The organism is Nitrospirillum viridazoti CBAmc, from assembly GCF_000730165.1.
GTDB lineage: Bacteria > Pseudomonadota > Alphaproteobacteria > Azospirillales > Azospirillaceae > Nitrospirillum > Nitrospirillum viridazoti.
The window spans coordinates 550,658-568,631 of sequence record NZ_CP022110.1 but is presented as its reverse complement, the minus strand read 5'-3'; the positions used below and the strand labels follow the sequence as shown (position 1 = coordinate 568,631).

General features: G+C 70.0%; 8 protein-coding genes. 4 read left to right on the top strand and 4 right to left on the bottom strand.

Annotation, left to right across the window (positions count from 1 at the left end; genetic code table 11):
- Positions 1-20: 20 nt before the first annotated feature.
- Positions 21-5,000, bottom strand: a complete 4,980-nt coding sequence (locus Y958_RS02695) for an alpha-2-macroglobulin family protein (protein WP_186291233.1) — start codon at positions 4,998-5,000, stop codon at positions 21-23.
- A 355-nt stretch (positions 5,001-5,355) separates the two neighbouring features.
- Between Y958_RS02695 and Y958_RS02690 the strand changes: the two genes are divergently transcribed.
- Positions 5,356-6,000, top strand: coding sequence for a DUF1345 domain-containing protein (locus tag Y958_RS02690; protein WP_088870807.1), 645 nt, complete (start codon positions 5,356-5,358; stop codon positions 5,998-6,000).
- A 64-nt stretch (positions 6,001-6,064) separates the two neighbouring features.
- On the opposite strand, the gene Y958_RS02685 is transcribed toward Y958_RS02690, so the two are convergent.
- Positions 6,065-9,190, bottom strand: coding sequence for an efflux RND transporter permease subunit (locus tag Y958_RS02685; protein WP_244909342.1), 3,126 nt, complete (start codon positions 9,188-9,190; stop codon positions 6,065-6,067).
- 23 nt (positions 9,191-9,213) lie between these two features.
- The gene (locus tag Y958_RS02680; protein WP_088870806.1) at positions 9,214-10,461 is read right to left on the bottom strand and encodes an efflux RND transporter periplasmic adaptor subunit; all 1,248 of its coding nucleotides are present in this window, start codon (positions 10,459-10,461) and stop codon (positions 9,214-9,216) included.
- Positions 10,462-11,087: 626 nt separating this feature from the next.
- Between Y958_RS02680 and Y958_RS02675 the strand changes: the two genes are divergently transcribed.
- Positions 11,088-15,020, top strand: coding sequence for a Pls/PosA family non-ribosomal peptide synthetase (locus tag Y958_RS02675; RefSeq protein ID WP_088870805.1), 3,933 nt, complete (start codon positions 11,088-11,090; stop codon positions 15,018-15,020).
- A gap of 69 nt (positions 15,021-15,089) precedes the next feature.
- Here the strand turns inward: Y958_RS02675 and Y958_RS02670 are convergent, their stop codons facing one another.
- Entirely contained in the window at positions 15,090-15,704 is a 615-nt protein-coding gene (locus tag Y958_RS02670) for a carbonic anhydrase (protein WP_088870804.1), read from the bottom strand.
- 287 nt (positions 15,705-15,991) lie between these two features.
- On the opposite strand from Y958_RS02670, the gene Y958_RS02665 reads away from it, so the two are divergent.
- Both Y958_RS02665 and Y958_RS02660 read left to right on the top strand, forming a co-directional pair.
- On the top strand, positions 15,992-16,450 hold the full coding sequence (locus Y958_RS02665) for a hypothetical protein (protein ID WP_088870803.1): 459 nt from the start codon (positions 15,992-15,994) through the stop codon (positions 16,448-16,450).
- Between the two features lie 179 nt (positions 16,451-16,629).
- On the top strand, positions 16,630-17,925 hold the full coding sequence (locus Y958_RS02660) for a DUF445 domain-containing protein (protein WP_186291232.1): 1,296 nt from the start codon (positions 16,630-16,632) through the stop codon (positions 17,923-17,925).
- Positions 17,926-17,974: the final 49 nt, after the last annotated feature.

Genomic DNA, 17,974 nt, shown 5'->3' with positions numbered 1-17,974 from the left:
GACCCTTTGGGAGATCCGGTCTAGGGCAAGATACTAATGCTACCGGCGGTGCCGATGGCCTGGTGGTTGGGGGAGGTCCATTCCTCCACCTGCGACGGCGCCAGGGAGTAGGTGCCGGGCAGGACGGCCCGCACCAGGTAGACCAGGCGGAATTCGCGACGGTCGCCGGCCAGGTCCACGGCGGCCACGTATCGGTCCTCCCGCGCCTCTACATGGGTGGCGTCGCTGAGGTCGCCCACGGCGCCGGCCAGCTCGGGCGGCAGGCCGCCCCGGGCGATGCGCACCGTCTCGATGGCGAGACCAGCGGCCACCGGGTCGCTGACCAGCACCTGGGTGGGCGCCGTGCCCTCCACCTTGCCGGACAGCACCACGGCCAGCAGGTCGTTCTGGTGGATGCGCGCCAGGTCCACCGGCCGTCCCTTCAGGTCCAGCAGGCGTCGTTCAATGGTATAGCCCTGGCCGTTCCCGGCGGGGGCCGCCGTGGCCGGGACTTCCGCCAGGGGAATGCCGGCGACGGCAACCGTTCGTTGTATCGGCGCCTGGCCTCCGTTGTGGACGACCAGGGGACGGCCGCCGATCTCCAGCCGGCGGACCAGCGGTCGGGTCTCGGCCGCCGCCTGGCCGGCCAGGCCCAGCGTCATGGAACCGGAGCGCTGCATCAGCCCACGGCTGGCCACCAGCAGCCAGGCGCGTTCCTGGCTGCTGATCAGCGCCGGCTCCCGCAGCAGGCCCTGCACTTCCTTGGCCTGGGCGGTCACGCGGTCCAGCGGGGCGTTACCCTCCGCCAGCAGCGCCAGGCTGGCCGCCCGATCCCGCAGGTCGGAACCGAAGTCGCGCATGCCCGGCAGGGTGATGCGCAGGCCATCGACGCGATTGTACGCGTCCTGGGCCTGGGGCAGGCCCACGGCGGCCAAGGCGGCCGCGACATGGGCGCGGGCCAGGCGGGTGGGCAGCTTATCCCAGAACGTTTCATAGAAATAACGGACCGGCGTGGCGTCCACCGCCTTGGCCTTGGCAACCACGGCCAGGCCATAGGCGCGGGCCGGCAGGTCCGCCGGCTCCACCCAGCTGTTGCCGATGCTGCGCACCAGCCAGTCCAGGCCCTTGCGGTAGGGCGCATCCGGCACGGCATGGCCGGCGTCGCGCGCCCGGGTCAGGAAGTCCATGACATAGGCGGACAGCCAGGGCTCCGCCGGGCCGTCGGCCGACCACAGGGCGAAGCCGCCGTCGGCCCGTTCCAGGGTCAGCAGCTTGTCGATCGCGCGGTCGATGCGTTCCCGCAAGGTGGCGTCGGTGTAGAGGCCCAAGGCCTTGCCGGCATCGCCCAGGTAGAGCAACGGCAGGGCACGGCTGGCGATCTGTTCCGACGAGCCGTAGGGGTTGCGGTCCAGGGTCATCAGCAGGCCCGGCACGTCCAGCTCCGGCAGGGGGCTGAGCGCCAAGCCCGACACCGCGGTTTCCGGGCGCAGGCCTTGAGCCGACTCGGCCGGAACCTGCACGGTCGTGGCGGGGCGGATGTCCACCGTCTGGTGCCGGGTGACCACGGGCAGGTTGCCCCGCACCGGCACGGCGAACTCGCGGGTCAGCACCACGCCCTCCGGCCCCTTGACCGTCATCAGCAGGCGCCCGGAGCCCACGGCCACCCCCTTCACCACGCGGTTCAGGGTGACCTTGCCGCCCTTGGCCAGGCCGTGGAAGACGACGACGATCTCGCGGGGTTCCGGCCGCACCACGTCCTTGCCCTTGCGCTTCTTGGCGCCCACGCCGCGGTTGGCGGTGTCGACGGGGAAGGACAGCGGGCCCTCGGCCTGCAGGGTGACGGTGTAGCTGCCGCGCGTGCCGCTGACATTGTTCAAGGTCAAGGCCAGACGGGCCGTGTCGTCCGGCGCCAGGAAGCGCGGCAGCGCCATATCGGCCTGCACCGGGTCGCGCACCGACAGCACCCGGTCGGCATGGCCCACCGCGCCGGCGGACCAGACGGTGGCCATCAGGCGCAGACGGCCCTGAAAGTCCGGCAGGGCCAGCGGCACCTGCACCTTGCCGTCATTGCCCACGGGCAGAATGCCGGAATAGAGCGCCACCACGGGGGCGCCGCGCGGCGGCACGGCATCGGAGGTGGGGGCTGGCGACGGGGGCGCGGCCACGGCGGCACCATGGGGCGCCGTCAGGCGGCCGTAGACGTCATGGATGTCCACGCCCAGCTGGCGCTGGCCGAAGAACCAAGCCTCCGGATCGGGCGTCTTGTAGCCCGTGAGGTCCAGTACGCCCTGGTCGACGGCAGCCAGCACCAGGTGCACGCCCTGGCCCGTCGCTACGCCCGGCACCTGGATGGGAATGTGCACGGTCTGGCGTGGCTTGGCCTCCACGGGGCCATCCACCTTGGGCGTCAGCGTATGGCCGGCCATGGCCACGGGCAGATAGTCCACACCCACCGCGCGGCGCGGCAGCGAGCGGCGGCCGGCCTCCACCGGGGCGAAGGCGTTGGCGATGACGTAGGCGCCGCCACCGATGTCGGCATCGACCGGGATTTCCACCAGGGCGCCCTCGGCCCCGATCTCACGGGTGAGAGTCTGGCGCACGGCGCGGTCGGCCAGGGTGATCAGCACGGTGCTGCGGTAGGGCGGGCGCACGAAGACGGCGGCCTTGCCTCCCGGCGCCAGCGGCCCGCCGCCCACGGCACCCTTCACCGTCACCTCCACCGCGTCCGGCGTCTCACCCAACCGGGCGCTGACCCAGGAACCGGCGGCGAAGCGCACGCTGCCCGCCACGCCGGTGGCCGGATCATACACCTCCAGCCGGTAGCGGCCGGAGGACACGGGCACCTCGACACCCGCCGGCGCCTTGGCGCTGGCCGCCAGCGTGCCGCCCGTCACCTTCTGGTCGTGCACCTGGGGCTTGTAGTCCCAGCTGCCGTTGGCCTCGAACCAGACGTAATCCAGGCGTTCCTCGTAGAGGTCGTAGGACAGCTGGCCCTTGTCCAAGGGCTTGCCGTCCGGCGACACGGCGATGACGTCGAAGGCGGCGGTCGCCCCCTCCGGCACGGCGTCGTCGTTGAAACGGGGACGGATGCCGATGGTGTAGGGATGGCGTTCCACCGGCACCACCAGGTCGTGGCCCGTGGTGCCGCCGCCCACGTCGAACAGGGCGGCGTGCACCACAGCCTCCAGCGGGCGGGAGCCGTCCAGCTTGCCCTTCAGCGACACGGCCACGCTGGCCACGCCATTGGCGTCGGTGGCGAAGCCGGGCAGCGTCTCCTGCCGCGGGACCGCATCTTCCTGCGCCAGGCCGTAGCGATAGCCCTGGAATTGCGGGCCCTTGAGCTCGGGGAAGGGATCCGCCGCCGGGCGCAGGGTCACCGACAGGGTGCCGGCCAGGTTGGCCGCCGGGGCGCCGCTGGGCGTGCGGCCGGTGATGTCCAGCGTCAGCGCGCCGTCCGGTCCCACACGGGACTGGTCGGCGGTCAGGTCCAGGTTCACACGCGGAGGCACGAAGTCGGCCACCTGGAAGCGCAAGGTGCCCACGGCGGGGCCGTCGGGGTCGGCGTGGGCGGTCACGGTCCAGGTGCCGGTGGCGGCATTGCCCGGCAGGTCGACGGTGGCGGCGTACCCCCCCATGCCGCGGTCGGCCAAGGTGAAGCGCTCGATCTCCAGCCCGTCGGGCCGCTGCACCTTCAGGGTCAGCGGACGGCCCGCCACCGCCAAGCCGGCGGCATCGCGCAACAGGGTGGTGACGTGCACCACCTCGCCCGGGCGATAGATGCCGCGCTCGGCAAAGACGTAGGCGTCCAGCGCCCCGGGGGAGGGCCGACCGGCGGCGCCGCGTGCGGCCAGGTCCAGGCCGGGGGCCGACAGGTCCAGGAAGCTGAAGTCGCCGTCCTTGGTGCTGGCGAACAGGGCCTGGCCCCTGGCCGCACCGGAGGCCGGGTCGAAGCGGGCGGCGCCGTCGGCGCCGGTCAGCACCTTGCCCAGTTCCTTGTTGTCGCGGGCGGCCACGCGCACCTCCACCCCCGCCAGTGGTGTCGCCGTGCGCAGGGAATGGACGTAGACCAGCAGGCCGTTACTGCCCGACAGGGTGGTCAGGCCCAGGTCGGAGACGATGAACCACTGGGTGGCGCGGCCTTCCCAGCCGGCTGTCTTGGCGCCGGCATCCTCCGCCACCGCCACGTAGACGCCCGGCTTCAGCTGGCCCAGGACGGCATCGATAGGGAAAGGCGTCACCTGCGCCTGGTTGCGCTTGGCGCCCACGGCCATCTCACCGCGCCACACCAGCTCCCCGTTCTTTTCCACCAGGGAGCCGACGTCGATGTCGTTCAGCGTCTGGTTCAAGCGGCCGTAATAAATCTGCTCCACCAAGGAGCGATCCTTGATGTGCAGCACCTGCAGGCGGGCGCGGTCCACGTTGATGGTGCGCAGCGGCAGGCCGTCGCGGCCGATGCGCGGCAGGATGTAGCCGCCGCTGCGGAAGGACAGCACCGGCCGGCGGTTCAGCACCTCGATCTCGCGCGATTGCGGGGCGGACAGGGTCTCGGTCCCGCCGGCGGCGGGCAGGCCGGCCTTCAGGGTCACGGTGTAGTGGTGGCCGTGCTCCAGCTTCTGGATGCACAGGGTGCGGTCGCGCACCACCACCGGCTTCTGCGTGGGCGTGCCAGGGTCGGCCCCGGCGGCGGGGCCGGCGTTCTTGGCCAGCACCTCGACCTTGCCGGCATAGGGATCCTGCAGGCCGGCGCGCGCCTTGGCCAGGGGGCGGTTGAAGGTGAAGCAGGCCTCGGGATCGTCCCGCTCGGCGTTCACCTCCAGCCCGGTCAGGCCGAAGGGGCCGGTATCGGCCGGCGCCTGAGTCGCCCCGGCGGGGGGCGTAACAGGAGGCGTGCCAAGGCCGGGCTTCGCCGGCTGGGCCGGGGCGGTCGGCGGCGGCACCGGCGCGCGCTCTTGGGGGGAAGCTGTGGCGGCGGCGGGCAGGAAGACAGCCAGAGCGAGGGCCGCGGCGAAGCTACGCACCATGGGCAGCGGGGCCTCCACCCCGATAGATAATAACGGCAAGAAACCAGGAGGACCGGGGCCCGTATAGATGGGCATCCGGCCAGTCAGGGCGCCAGAGGACGATGTTTTGGACGGTATTGCAACAGGCGCGTTGTCGGTACGGCCCGCCATTCGACCTTGCCCCGGTAGGCCAAAGGCCATAGCGGGCGGTGAAACGGGGTGAAACGGCGATGGGGCCTCCCCATACCGCCTTTCACCCCCGGCTTATTCCCTCGGTCGAAACGCCGGGCCGGCCTTTCCTCTTGTCCTCTTGCCCCGCACGGGCCGGCGGCTTAACGCTGGACTTCCCCTCCCCAGATCACCGGCGCCGCCGTCCATGGCCATCATCAACCCGCTGCAGTCCTTCCGCCACCACCCCAGCCTGTACATCGGCCTGGCCTTCAGCGTCGCCGTCGGCCTGGCCGCGTCGCGTGCGGTGCCGCCCGTCAGCGCCGTGCTGATCGGCTGGGGCGCCGGCATCATCCTCTATATCGCCCTGGTACTGATCCATTTCGGCCGCGCCAACCTGGACAGCATCCGCGCCCGCGCGCGGGAGCTGGAATCAGGCAAGTGGGTGATCCTGCTGGTCACCAGCACGGCGGCACTGGCGTCCTTGGTCGCCATCGTCATGGAGGTGGCGGACGCCAAGGGCACGGCACATGCGGCCGGCAGCGCCGCCCTGGGCGCCACCACCGTCTTCTGCTCGTGGAGCTTCGTCCACGTCATCTTCGCCCAGCACTACGCCCATTCCTATTGGCTGGAGGGCAAGGGCATCGACTTCCCCGGCTGCAAGCAGCCCGATTATTGGGAATTCCTGTACTTCGCCTTCACCATAGGCATGACGGCCCAGGTGTCGGACGTAACAACGCAAGGGCCCGCCATCCGCCGCGCCGTGCTGGTCCACAGCCTGCTGTCCTTCATCTTCAACACCGCCATCCTGGCCCTGGGCGTCAACCTGGGGGCGGGCCTGCTGGGCAACTGACCAAAAACAAACGGGCGGGGCCTTTCCAGGTCCCGCCCGCTTGTACTCTTGCACTCGCGCCAGCTTACTCGGCGCTTTTGATTACCGGGTGCAGAGGGACGGCCTGGGCCGGGCCGTCCTTCGGGGTGATGAAGCGGCCGAACTTGGGCGACAGCCACTTGTTGATGTCATCGACGATGGTGAACACCGCCGGCACGAACACCAGGGACAGCAAGGTCGAGGTGATCAGGCCGCCGATCACGGCCGTCGCCATCGGCTGCTGGAAGGAACTGTCGTTGCCCACGCCGATGGCGATGGGAACCATGCCCGCCACCATGGCGATGGTGGTCATGATGATGGGGCGGGCACGCTTGGCGCCAGCGTCCAGCAGGGCCTCGCGCCGGCCCATGCCCCGGTCGCGCATCGAGACGATGGCGTATTCCACCAGCAGGATGGAGTTCTTCGTCACGATGCCCATCAGCATCAGGATGCCGATGAGGGCCGGCAGGGAGAGCGACATGTGGCCGATCAGCAAGGCCGCGAAGGCGCCGCCGAAGCTGAGCGGCAGGGCGGTCATGATGGTCACCGGCTGGAAGAAGTTGCGGAACAGCAGGACCAGCACCGCCAGGATCAGCAGGAAGGCGGTGGCCAGCGCGATGGCGAAGCCGATCATCATGTTCTGCATCTCCTGCGTCTGCCCATAGGCAGGCTTGGAGATGCCGGGCGGCATGTGGGCCATGGAGGGAAGCTCATTGATCTTCTTCATGGCCTCGCCCACCTCGATGCCGCGCAGGTCGGCCTCGACCGCGATCTTGCGGGCCCGGTCGAAGCGTTCGATCTCCACGGCACCGGCGCCCATGCCGATGCTGGCGACGGCGCGCAGCGGCAGCAGGTCACCGGCGGAGGTGCGGACGCGCAGGTTCTCCACCACGTCCATGTCGGCGCGGTACTTGGGATCGATCTGCACCCGGATGGGAACCTGACGATCCCCCAGGTTGAACTTGGCCACGCTGGTGTCCAGGTCGCCCAGGGTGGCGATCTTGGCCACCTGGCCGATGGCGGCCACCGACACCCCCTGCTCCGCCGCGCGGTCGAAGAAGGGACGGATCTGGATTTCAGGACGCAGCAGGGCCGCGGTGGAGGTGACGTTGGCCAGGAAGGGTTGCTGCCGCATCTCGTCCAGCACCTGGTTGGAGAAGCGTTCCAACGCCGGGCCGTCGTTGCTGGTCAGCAGGACGCTGATGTCCTTGGCGCCCCAGCCGATGGACGAGTTGAAGCCGATGTGGGCGCCCGGCACGCGGTTCAGTTCCGGCGTCACGGCCGCCTCGAAGTCCTGCTTGCTCATGCGCTCGGACTTGGGCTTCAGGATGGCGGTGACGGCACCGTTGCGCAGCTGGTTGTTGCGGCCGGCACGGGTCCAGACGTGCAGCACCTCGGGCCGCTTGGCCAGGATGTTGCCCACCATTTGGGTGGTGGCGTCCGTCTCGGCCAGGGTGGCGCCCGGGGGCAGGATGACCTGCACCGTGGACAGGCCGTTGTCGCTGGGCGGCACGAAGCCGGAGGGCAGCATGGCGGCCATGAACAGCGACACGGCGAAGATGCCGATGCCGGCCAGCACGGTCAGCCAGCGGTGGTTCATGCTCCACCCCAGCAGCCGGCTATACTGCCGCATCCACCGGCCGCCCTCGTTATGATGGTCGGGCTGCGCCGGCTTCAGCATGTAGGCGGCCATCAAGGGTGTGATCAGACGGGCCACCAGCAGCGAGAACAGCACAGCCACGGCCACCGTCACGCCGAAGGACTTGAAGTACTGCCCGACGATGCCGGACATGAAGGACACGGGCAGGAAGACGACGACGATGGTCATGGTGGTGGCCACCACCGCCAGGCCGATCTCATCCGCCGCCTCCAGCGCCGCCTGGAACGGGCGCTTACCCATGCGGATGTGGCGGACGATGTTCTCGATTTCCACGATCGCATCGTCGACCAGGATGCCCACCACCAGCGACAGGGCCAGCAGGGTGATGAAGTTCAACGAGAAGCCCATCCACTGGATGACCAGAAAGGTGGGGATGGTGGACAGCGGCATGGCCAGCGCCGAGATGAAGGTGGCTCGGCCGTCGCGCAGGAACCACCACACCACAATCACCGCCAGGATGGAGCCCAGCAGCAATGCCTCCACCGAGCCGGCGAAGCTCTGCTTGGTGTGTTTGACTTCGTCGAAGATCAGGTTGAAGTGGACGTCGGGGTACTGCTTGCTCAGCTTCTCGATTTCCTCGTCCACGCCCTTGGCGATGGTCACTTCCGAGGAGTGGGGGGCGCGGCGGATGCTGAATCCCACCGTCGGCTGGCCGTCGTAGCGGGAGATGTAGCGCATCTCCGACGTGCCGTCGGTCACGGTGCCCAGGTCGCTGAGCCGGACCTTGGCGGCGGAGCCGGCGAAGGTGCCGAAGTAGACCGGGATCGTGATCTCGGTGTTCGCCAGTTCCTCCACCGTGCGGGCGGAGCCCAGGGTGCGGATGGACTGTTCCTTGGTCCCCACGGCGCCGCGCCCACCCGGCAGATCCACGTTCAGGGCGCGCAGCTGGGAATTGACCTCGTCGGCGGTGATGCCCCGTGCCATCAGACGGTTGGGATCGAGGTTGATGCGGATTTCACGGTCCAGGCCACCGAAGCGGTCCGTGGCGCCCACGCCGGGCACATGGGTGATGGCGCGGCTGATCTCATTGTCGATCAGCCACGACAGTTCCTCCACCGACCGGGTGTCGGAGGAAACGGCGTAGGTCAGGATTTCGTCGCCGGTGACGTCCTGCCGCTCCACCTGCGGCTCATAGATGTCGCCTGGCAGGTTGGAGCGGATGCGGGAAATGGCGTTGCGCACGTCGTTCACGGCGCGGTCGGTGTCGTAGCCGATCTTGAATTCCAGCACCGTGTTGGACAGGCCGTCGGTGATGTCGGACGACACGTGATCCAGGCCCACGATGTTGGACACCGCGTCCTCGACCAGCTTGGTCACCTGGACTTCCATCTCCGACGGCGCGGCACCCGGACGGCTGACCGTCACGGTGACCACGGGAAAATCGAGGTCCGGGCTGCCGGCGACGTCCAGCTTGAAATAAGCGATGATGCCCGCGATGATCAGGACGATGAACAGGACGATAGGCGGGATGGGATGGCGGATGGCGACCGCGGAGATGTTGCCGCTGCTCATGATTAGGGCCCCCTTTTCCCGATTTACTGCTGCACCGGCAGCGGCTTGACCGTGCCTTCCACGGCCTTGTCGACCACGGTGACCACATCGCCGTCCTTCAGGTAGCCGGCGCCGGACAGCACAACCCTCTCGCCCGCCTTCACGCCGGACACGATGGCGATGTTGCCGTCCTGCCGGGCGCCGGTGGTGACGCTGCGGCCGGCGACCTTGTTTTCCTGGTCCACCACGAACACGACCGGCCGCACCTCGCGATAGACAATGGCGGCTTCCGGCACCACCAGGCCGTCGGCTTGGCCCACGGCCACGCGGCCGGTGACGAACATGCCGGGCCGCAGGTCGGGGTTCCGTTCCAGGTCGATGCGCAGGCGGCCCAGGCGGGTCTTGTTGTCCACCGTCGGCTCCACCACGCGGATGGTGCCGACGTAATGGTGGGCCATGTTGTCGCCATCGATGGTGACGTTCACCGTCTGGCCGGCCTTGGCCACCATCATGTCGTTCTCGGGCACCTCGGCCACCAGCTCCACGCGGTTCTCGCGGATCATGCGGAACAGCTCGGTCCCGCCGGCGGACAGCACGGCGCCGATGCGGGCGGTGCGGGCGGTGATGGTGCCGTCGGCGGGTGCGCGCACCTCTGACTGCTTCAGCCGGGCGATCGACAGGTCGCGGTTGGCTTCGGCCACGCCGACGCGGGCGCGCATGCTGACGGCCAGGGCCCGGCGGTTGTCCAGGTCACGCGCGCTCATGGCGCCGGTGCGCACCAGGTCCTGGGCGCGAGCGTAGTTAGCGTCGGCCTCGACCACGTTGCCCTTGGCCTCAGTCAGCAACGCCTCCTTCTCGGCCAGGTCGGCGCGCAGCACGCTGTCGTTGAAGCGGGCCAGCAGCTGGCCCTTCTTCACGGTGTCGCCGATGTCGACCAGCACCTCGGCCAGGGCCAGGCCCGACGTTTCCGTGCCGATGGGCAGGTCATCGAAGGCGGCCAGCGAACCGGTGACCAACAAGGTGCGGGTGACGGGGGCCACGACGACCGGCGCCACCGTCACCGGCAGGGCGGACACCTTGGCTGGCGCGGCGGCCGGGGCCGCCGGCTTGGCGCCTGAACGCATGAGGACGGCGGCGGCGATGGCGCCCAGGACGACGACACCCCCGGCCAGCAACCACCAGCGATAGCGCTTGAGCCCCGACCGGCCCCGCAGGCGGCCAGGGGCCCCCGCCGGTGCATAAGCGCCCAGGTCGGTCCGGTCGGCCGGAAGTTCAGCGGAATGGATGGTCATCGTCTTGTAGCCTTTTGTCCAGCCGGCACCCAAACTGCTGCCGCGTTGGGATGTCGGGATTGGCGGTGGCACGGACGATGGAAGCAAGGGCTCGTGCGGGCACAGTCCAGCGCTTTTGGGGAAACCCAAAAGGGGCGTGCCTGCCAGCGAACCCACGGCCCCCGCGACCGTGGTGGCGGACAACGCCTGATTTACAGCGGAAGATCTGACCAAAAGCCTAATCTCCGCAGGTCCGCCTGTTTCGAGGCTGAACCTACAGAGGGTTGTGTTACGGGAAAAGCCGCTCTTTGTATCGTTTTGTAACGGAGCTTTACGTGGCGTTCCGGAAGGCCCCGGCCGCTACCTCCAGGGAAGTAGGCTTTCCCCCTCGCCCCCCTTTATTTTGTATGCGACCCTGGGTCTATAGGCCAACCGCTTGACATGGGGGGTCGATCGGCCATCTACAACGGGTGTGTGTCGGATAGGTTCGGACCGGTACCGAGGCCCCCCGCGTTCGCGCGAATTCGGGGTGCCCATCCCTACGTAGGGGATGAAAACGGTCATGGGAATGTGGACCTTTACCGGCGTATACCGGGTTCCCCCAGGCGGGCGGCTTTTCGCCCCCGGGGCTCAGGGGTGGGACGTTGATGCTCAGCGGTTCGTTGATCGCCGAACGGATGGAGGCGGAGGGGCCCGGCCAGCAGCCGGGCGGCCCGCATCACGGCCTGGCCGGCGCCCAGACGCTGGCGGCGCTGTTCCTGGCGCGCGTGGCCGCCACGCCAGCCCTGCCGGCGGTGGAAACCGGCGACGGCTTCATGCTGACCTGGGGCGACATGGGCGAACGGGCCCGCCGTGTCGCCGCCACCCTGGCCGCCCGGGGTGTGGGCCCCGGCGCGCGAATCATGCTGCGCGGTCGTGGCACCGCAGAATTATACGCCTGCCTGTTCGGCATCCTGTTGCGCCGCGCCGCCTATATTCCCATCGACGCCAGCTGGCCCGCCGCCCGCGTGGCCAGCATCGCGGAGCAGTCCGACAGCCTGCTGATGGTCGATGCCGCCGGCGACTTCGCCGTGCCCGGCGTCGCCTCGGTGGCGCCGGAGGACCTGATCGGCACCGCCCTGCTGGACGACCCCATCGTCTCGGCCCATGGCTTGCCGGACGCGGTGTTGCCGGCCACGCCCGCCGACACCTGCTACCTCATCTTCACGTCCGGCACGACCGGCCTGCCCAAGGGTGTGGTGCTGTCGCACGGCGCCGTCATGACCTATGTGCGCGGCGCCTCGCAGGTCTATCAGCTGGCCGAGACGGACCGGGTATGGCAGGGCTTCTCGCTGGCCTTCGACGCCTCGGTGGAGGAGGTGTGGCTGGCCGTGGCCGCGGGCGCCTGCCTGCTGCCGGCCTCCGGCCTGGTGATGCGCGACCCGCAGCTGCTGGCCAGCGAGTTGCGCTGCCGCCGCGCCACCTTCTTCTCCACCGTCCCCACCCTGCTGGGCCTGATCGACGAGGATCTGCCCGACGTCCGCCTGCTGGTGGTGGGGGGTGAGACCTGTTCCGCCGCCCTGGTCGACCGCTGGGCCCCGGGCCGGCGCATGCTGAACACCTACGGGCCCACCGAGGCCTCGGTGGTGGCGACGGCGGACGAGGCCCGGGCCGGCCAGCCGGTGACCATCGGCCGGGGGCTGCCGGGCTACCGCGTGCTGGTGCTGGGCCCGGACGGCCTGCCGGTGCCGGTGGGCGAGACAGGGGAGATCCATATCGGCGGCCCCGCCCTGGCCGACGGCTACCTGAACCGGCCGGAGGAAACGGCCAAGCGCTTCAAGGTGGACGCCGCCGGGCAGCGGCTCTACGCCACCGGCGACCTGGGCCGCCCTCTGATCGACGGCCGCGTCGACTTCCTGGGGCGTGTGGACAACCAGGTGAAGCTGCGCGGCTTCCGCATTGAGCTGGGCGAGATCGAGGCCATCGCCGCCGGCTGCCCCGGCGTGCAGCTGGCCGCCGCCGCCGTGCGCCCGGTGGCCGGCGTCGACAGCATCGTCATCTGGTATGTCGGTACGGCCGACCGCAACACCATCGCCGCCCATGTCGCCGCCTCCGTCCCCGCCTACATGCGCCCCAGCTTCCTGGTGAAGGTGCCGGCCATGACCCGCACCGTGGGTGGCAAGATCGACCGGCGCGAACTGCCGGAGCCCACGCCCCGCGACGTCCCGGAGGACATCGGCGATCCGCCCCAGGGCGAGGCGGAGGAAGAGGTGGCCGACGCCTTCGCCCAGGCGCTGGGCCGGCCCATCCGCGCCCGCGACGCCGACTTCTTCATGGATTTGGGCGGCCATTCGCTGGCCGCGGCCTCGGCCATCTCCCGCCTGCGCCAGCGCCACCCCGGCGCCACCGTGCGTGCCTTATACCTGAACCCCACCGTCCGGGGCCTGGCCCAGGTCCTGGCGGCGCCGCCGACGCCCAAGGTCACCAGCGAGACACGGCGCGCCAGCACCCGCCGCCACCTGGCCTTCGGCCTGGCCCAGGCGATGACCCTGCCGCTGGTGACGGCGCTGGGCGGCCTGCCCATGCTGGTCATGCTGGGCGTGCTGGTCCATCACGGCATGACCGGGCGGCTGAGCCCGTTGTCCTTCGTCATCATGGCCGGGCTGTCCATCGCCGCCCTGCCGGTGTCCTTCGCCCTGGCCATCGCCGCCAAATGGCTGTTGCTGGGCCGCGTGCGCCCGGGACGCCATCGCCTGTGGGGCCTGTGGCACTGGCGTTGGTGGATGGTCAGCCATATCGAGGCCGCCCTGCCCATGTCCTGGATCGCCGGCACGCCGCTGATGCGGCTGTACGCCCGCGCCATGGGCGGGCGTATCGGCCATGGCAGCTTCCTGGGATGCCACGGCGGCATGTTGTGGGACCTGATCACCATCGGCGACCACGCCACGGTAGGCGAGGACACGCTGCTGCTGACCCACCATGTGCGCGCCGGCCATATCGAGATCGGCACCGTGGCCATCGGCTCGAACGCCACGGTGGGCGCCGCGTCCATCGTCGGCCTGGGCAGCGCGCTGGAGGCCGGGGCCGGCCTGGACGCGCGCAGCTGCCTGATCGACGGGGCCGTGGTGCCGGCGGACGCGGTGTGGGCGGGCTCCCCCGCCGGACCGTCGTCGCGGCCGGACTGGATGGTGGGCCGGGCGGACGGGCCCTTGCGCCCCCGCGCCGGCCGCTACCTGCTGGGCCTGGCCGGGCTCAGCCTGGTGCGCTTCCTGACCCTGCTGCCCCTGGCCGTCGCCTTCGCCCTGGTGCTGGGTACCGAACTGCCCATCGCCCGTATGGGCCCGCTGCTGATCCTGGCTGGCGTGGTGGGCGGGGCGGTGTGCATGCCCTGGACCGCCCTGGTGCTGCTGGGTGCCCGCCGCCTGGTGCCGCCGGTGGTGGGGCGCGCCAGCGTACGCCTGGACAGCATGGTGGAATGCCACCGCTGGTTCGCCGACCGCGTGCACCGCATGGCGGTGGAGCAGCTGTACACCGTCTACGGCAGCCTGTTCTCCGCCACCTGGCTGCGCCTGCTGGGGGCCAAGATCGGTCATGCCTGCGAGGTGTCGACCGTGGCCCACGTGGTGCCGGAACAGCTGGAGGTGGGCGACCGTGCCTTCCTGGCCGACGCCTCGCTGGTGGGCAGCCCCGCCATCCACGGCGGCCTGGTGCGCTTCGCGCCCACCCGGGTGGGCCACGACACCTTCGTCGGCAACTCCGCCTTCCTGCCGGCCGGCGCCGATCTGCCGGACAATTGCCTGGTAGGCGTGCTGTCCACCGCCCCCTTGGACGCCAACCGCCAGACAGACTGGCTGGGCCTGCCGCCGGTGCGCCTGCCCCGGCGCCAGAAGGTGGAGGGCATCTCCGAGGCCTACACCGTCGCCCCCACGTCGCGCCTGATCGCCACCCGCGCCGTCATCGAGGCGCTGCGCATCCTGGTGCAGGGCGGCATCACCGGCACCGCCACCGTGGGCGCCCTGTGGCTGGCGGCCCATGCCCTGGCCGTCTCCAGCCTGTGGCTGGCCCTGCTGTGGCTGGGCCTGGGTCCGCTGGTCATCTGCGTCAGCGCGGCCCTGCTGCTGGCCTGTGTGAAGTGGGGGGTGATCGGCCGCTTCCGCCCCGGCATCCATCCGCTGTGGAGCACGGCCGTCTGGCGCATCGAGTTCGTGACCTCGCTGTACGACGCCCTCGCGGGCTGGGTCCTGGGGCCCTTCCTGGGCACGCCCTTCCTGCCGCTGTACATGCGCCTGCTGGGCGCGAAGGTGGGCCACCGCGTCTACCTGGAAACGGCCTACCTGTGCGAGTTGGACATGATCCACATCGGCGACGATGCCGCCATGGGCCCGGGCGTCACCCTGCAGACCCACCTGTTCGAGGACCGGGTCATGAAGCTGGGGCCCGTTACCATCGAGGCTGGCGCCCATGTCGGTGCCGGGTCCGTGGTGCTGTACGATTCCGTGCTGGGGCGGGGTTCCGAACTGGGACCCCTGTCCCTGGCCATGAAGGGTGAGCACCTGCCGGCGGGCAGCCGCTTCATAGGCTGCCCGGCGCAGCCTGTTTGAATACCCCGGACGACACAAAAAAGGGCGCCCAACATGGGGCGCCCTTTATCATTTCGACGTCAGAACAAATTAGAGGGGAATACCCTCGACGCCTTCCTGCACCGACTTGAACTGGCCCGTGGCCTGGTTCAGCAGCAGCAGGTCGGCGTCGGCCACGTCGAACAGGCAGCCGTGCAGGCGCAGGCCGCCGGCCTCCACCGCCGCCTTGATCCAGGGGAAGGTCAGCAGGTTGGTGATGGTCAGGCGGATGACCTCGCGCTCGGCCTCGGACACGTCCTGGGCCTTGCCGCGCACGCTCTTGGCGATGGACATCCAGTGGCCGATGAAGTCGCCGTCATCCTCCCCCGCCGCCATCAGGGCCTTAACACCGCCGCAATGGGTGTGGCCCATGACGATGATGTCGCCCACGCGCAGCTGGCGCACGGCGAATTCCAGGGCGGCGCTGGTGCCGTGGTAGTCGCTGTTGGGCTGATAGGGCGGGATCAGGTTGGCAACGTTGCGGACGATGAACAGGTCGCCAGGCCCCGCCGAGAAGATCATCTGCGGGTCCACCCGGCTATCACAGCAGGCGACCACGGCCGCGCGCGGATTCTGCCCGACCTCGGCCAGCCATTGGAAGCGGCGGGCATATTCGGGAAGGGCGCTGGCGCGGAAATTCAGAAATCCCTCGATGAGCTTCCGCATAAAAGATGTCTCCCGAAGTCATTGCTGGTCCGAAGCCATAGCTGGCCCGAAACCATTGCTGGAACGTCAGAGCCGTCCCGGTTGGTGACCGTCGGCCATTGGTCTACTGGCTGATGGCGGCAAAATCCAGTCCCGTCGGCGGGACGGGCCCTCGCGCTGGCGGCGTCCGGCCTGCTCCACGGCCTGGTTAACCCGGTCGGCGGGGCCCACATAAAGAGATGGCCTGGCCGAACGAAAGCCCGCAAGCTGGTCGGCCAGTAAAAGTTGCAGCCCCTGAACCCGACCGCATGAACCATCGCCAAATCCTGGACGCGGCCCTGCGCAGCCAGCCCGCCCCCCGCAGCCGCTATCTGAACCTGGTCGCCGACCGGGTGGAGCGCGATGGCCGCTTCGCCGACCGCACCCACCTGCTATACCCCGTGCTGGCGCGCGCCGCCGGGACGGTGGAACCCATGCTGGAGCCCGTGGAATTCGTCGACCTGCTGGCGGAGTTCCTGGCACACCACGGGGCGGCCATCGGCGCCGCGCTTTACGATCGCGCCTATCTCAAGGATCCGGACCGGGCGCTGGCCGGCCCCGCCAGCCTGCTGTCGGGCTGGATATCCGCCCGCATCCTGGACGGCCTGCAGTCCGGCCGCTATCGCCCGCCGGACGACCGCACCTATCGCTTCCATTCCGACAACGGCGACATGGACGGCGCGCTGCGCGGCTTCCCCTTCCATGAAGACGATGCCGCCGCCGACTGAGGGGTTGGCGGCCGATCGCCGCAACCTGCGGCTTGCAGGGAACCGGCTGGCCGGCGCCGCGGTTTCGACGTCACGGGTGGTTCCGTCCCGGTGGTTCCGCCCCGTCAGGGCCATATGGTCCGGGACAGCGCCGCCAGGCGCCGTCATCATGAGGCCCGCCACACCCCCTCGGGATGCCCATGCCTGACCATTCCCTGCCCCTGCCTTTCGACCCCGCCACCGCCGGCGACCGCGCCGCCGCCCTGCGCCGCTGGCGGCGCATCGCCGGCCTTTACCTCGCCACCGTCGCCTGCCTGTGGCTGGCGGCCCGGCTGGTGCCGCGCCTGCTGCCCGACTATATCGGCTGGCCCTGGCCCGGGTTCTGGAGCCTGCTGCGCGCCGTGGGGGAGGCGGGACTGGTGGGCGGACTGGCCGACTGGTTCGCCGTCACGGCCTTGTTCCGCCATCCGCTGGGCGTCCCGGTGCCGCACACCGCCCTGGTGCCGCAGAACCGCGACCGCATCGCCGATGGCATCGCGACCTATATCGACAGCGAATTCCTGGGTCCCGACCGGCTGCGCGGCCAGGTTCAGCGCCTGAACGCCGCCGACCAGCTGGCCCGCGCCCTGGCCGATCCGGCCAACCGCGCCCAGCTGGCGGACTTGGCGCTGGCCTCCCTTCCGCGGCTGCTGTCGCGTGGACGGGAGGCGGCCTTGCGCGAGGCGCTGGCGCGGGCGGCGATGGAGGGCCTGCGCGCCATGGACATGCGGCCCATGGTCGCCCGTCTGCTGCGCGATGCCATCAACAGCCCCCTGTTCGAAGCCCTCATCCAAGAGGTGTCGGATTACGGCGTGGTGCTGATCCACGGCAGCCGGCCGCACATCCGCGACGCGGTCGCCACCCGGTCGAAATGGTGGATGCCGCGTACCCTGGACCGCAGCCTGGCCGACCAGGTGACGGATGCCCTGGCCGGCCACCTGTTCGACCTGCGCAGCCCCTACAGCGAGGCTGGCCACGCCCTGCGGCAATGGTTGGCGGAAATCCCCGACCGCATCCTGGACGGCGATCCGCTGGGCGACCGGCTGGCGTCGGTGCTGCGCAACGCGGTGGACATCAAGACCCTGCGCTTGGCTCTGCACCACCTCATCGGCCGGTTGAAGTCGGCGGCGCTGGAGGACGCGGCCAAGCCGGACGGCGTGCTGCGCGACGCGCTGGACGCCATGTTGTTGTCGCTGGCGCAGGAGTTGGACCAACCGGCCACCCGCGCCCGGCTGGACGCGGCGGTCGAGGGCGCCTTCCTGGCCGCCATCCCGGGCTGGCGCATGTCCATCCGCAGCTTCATCACCGACACGCTGAAGGCGCAGGACGCCGCCGATTTCGCCCGCCGGCTGGAAGAGGGCGTGGGCAAGGATCTGCAGTTCATCCGCATCAACGGCACGGTGCTGGGCGCCCTGATCGGCGCCGCCCTGTACCTGCTGGACCTAACTTTCGGCTAAGCCGTCGCCGGTCGCCCCTGGCCCTTTTGCGCCGCCCCGCTTTCGACAG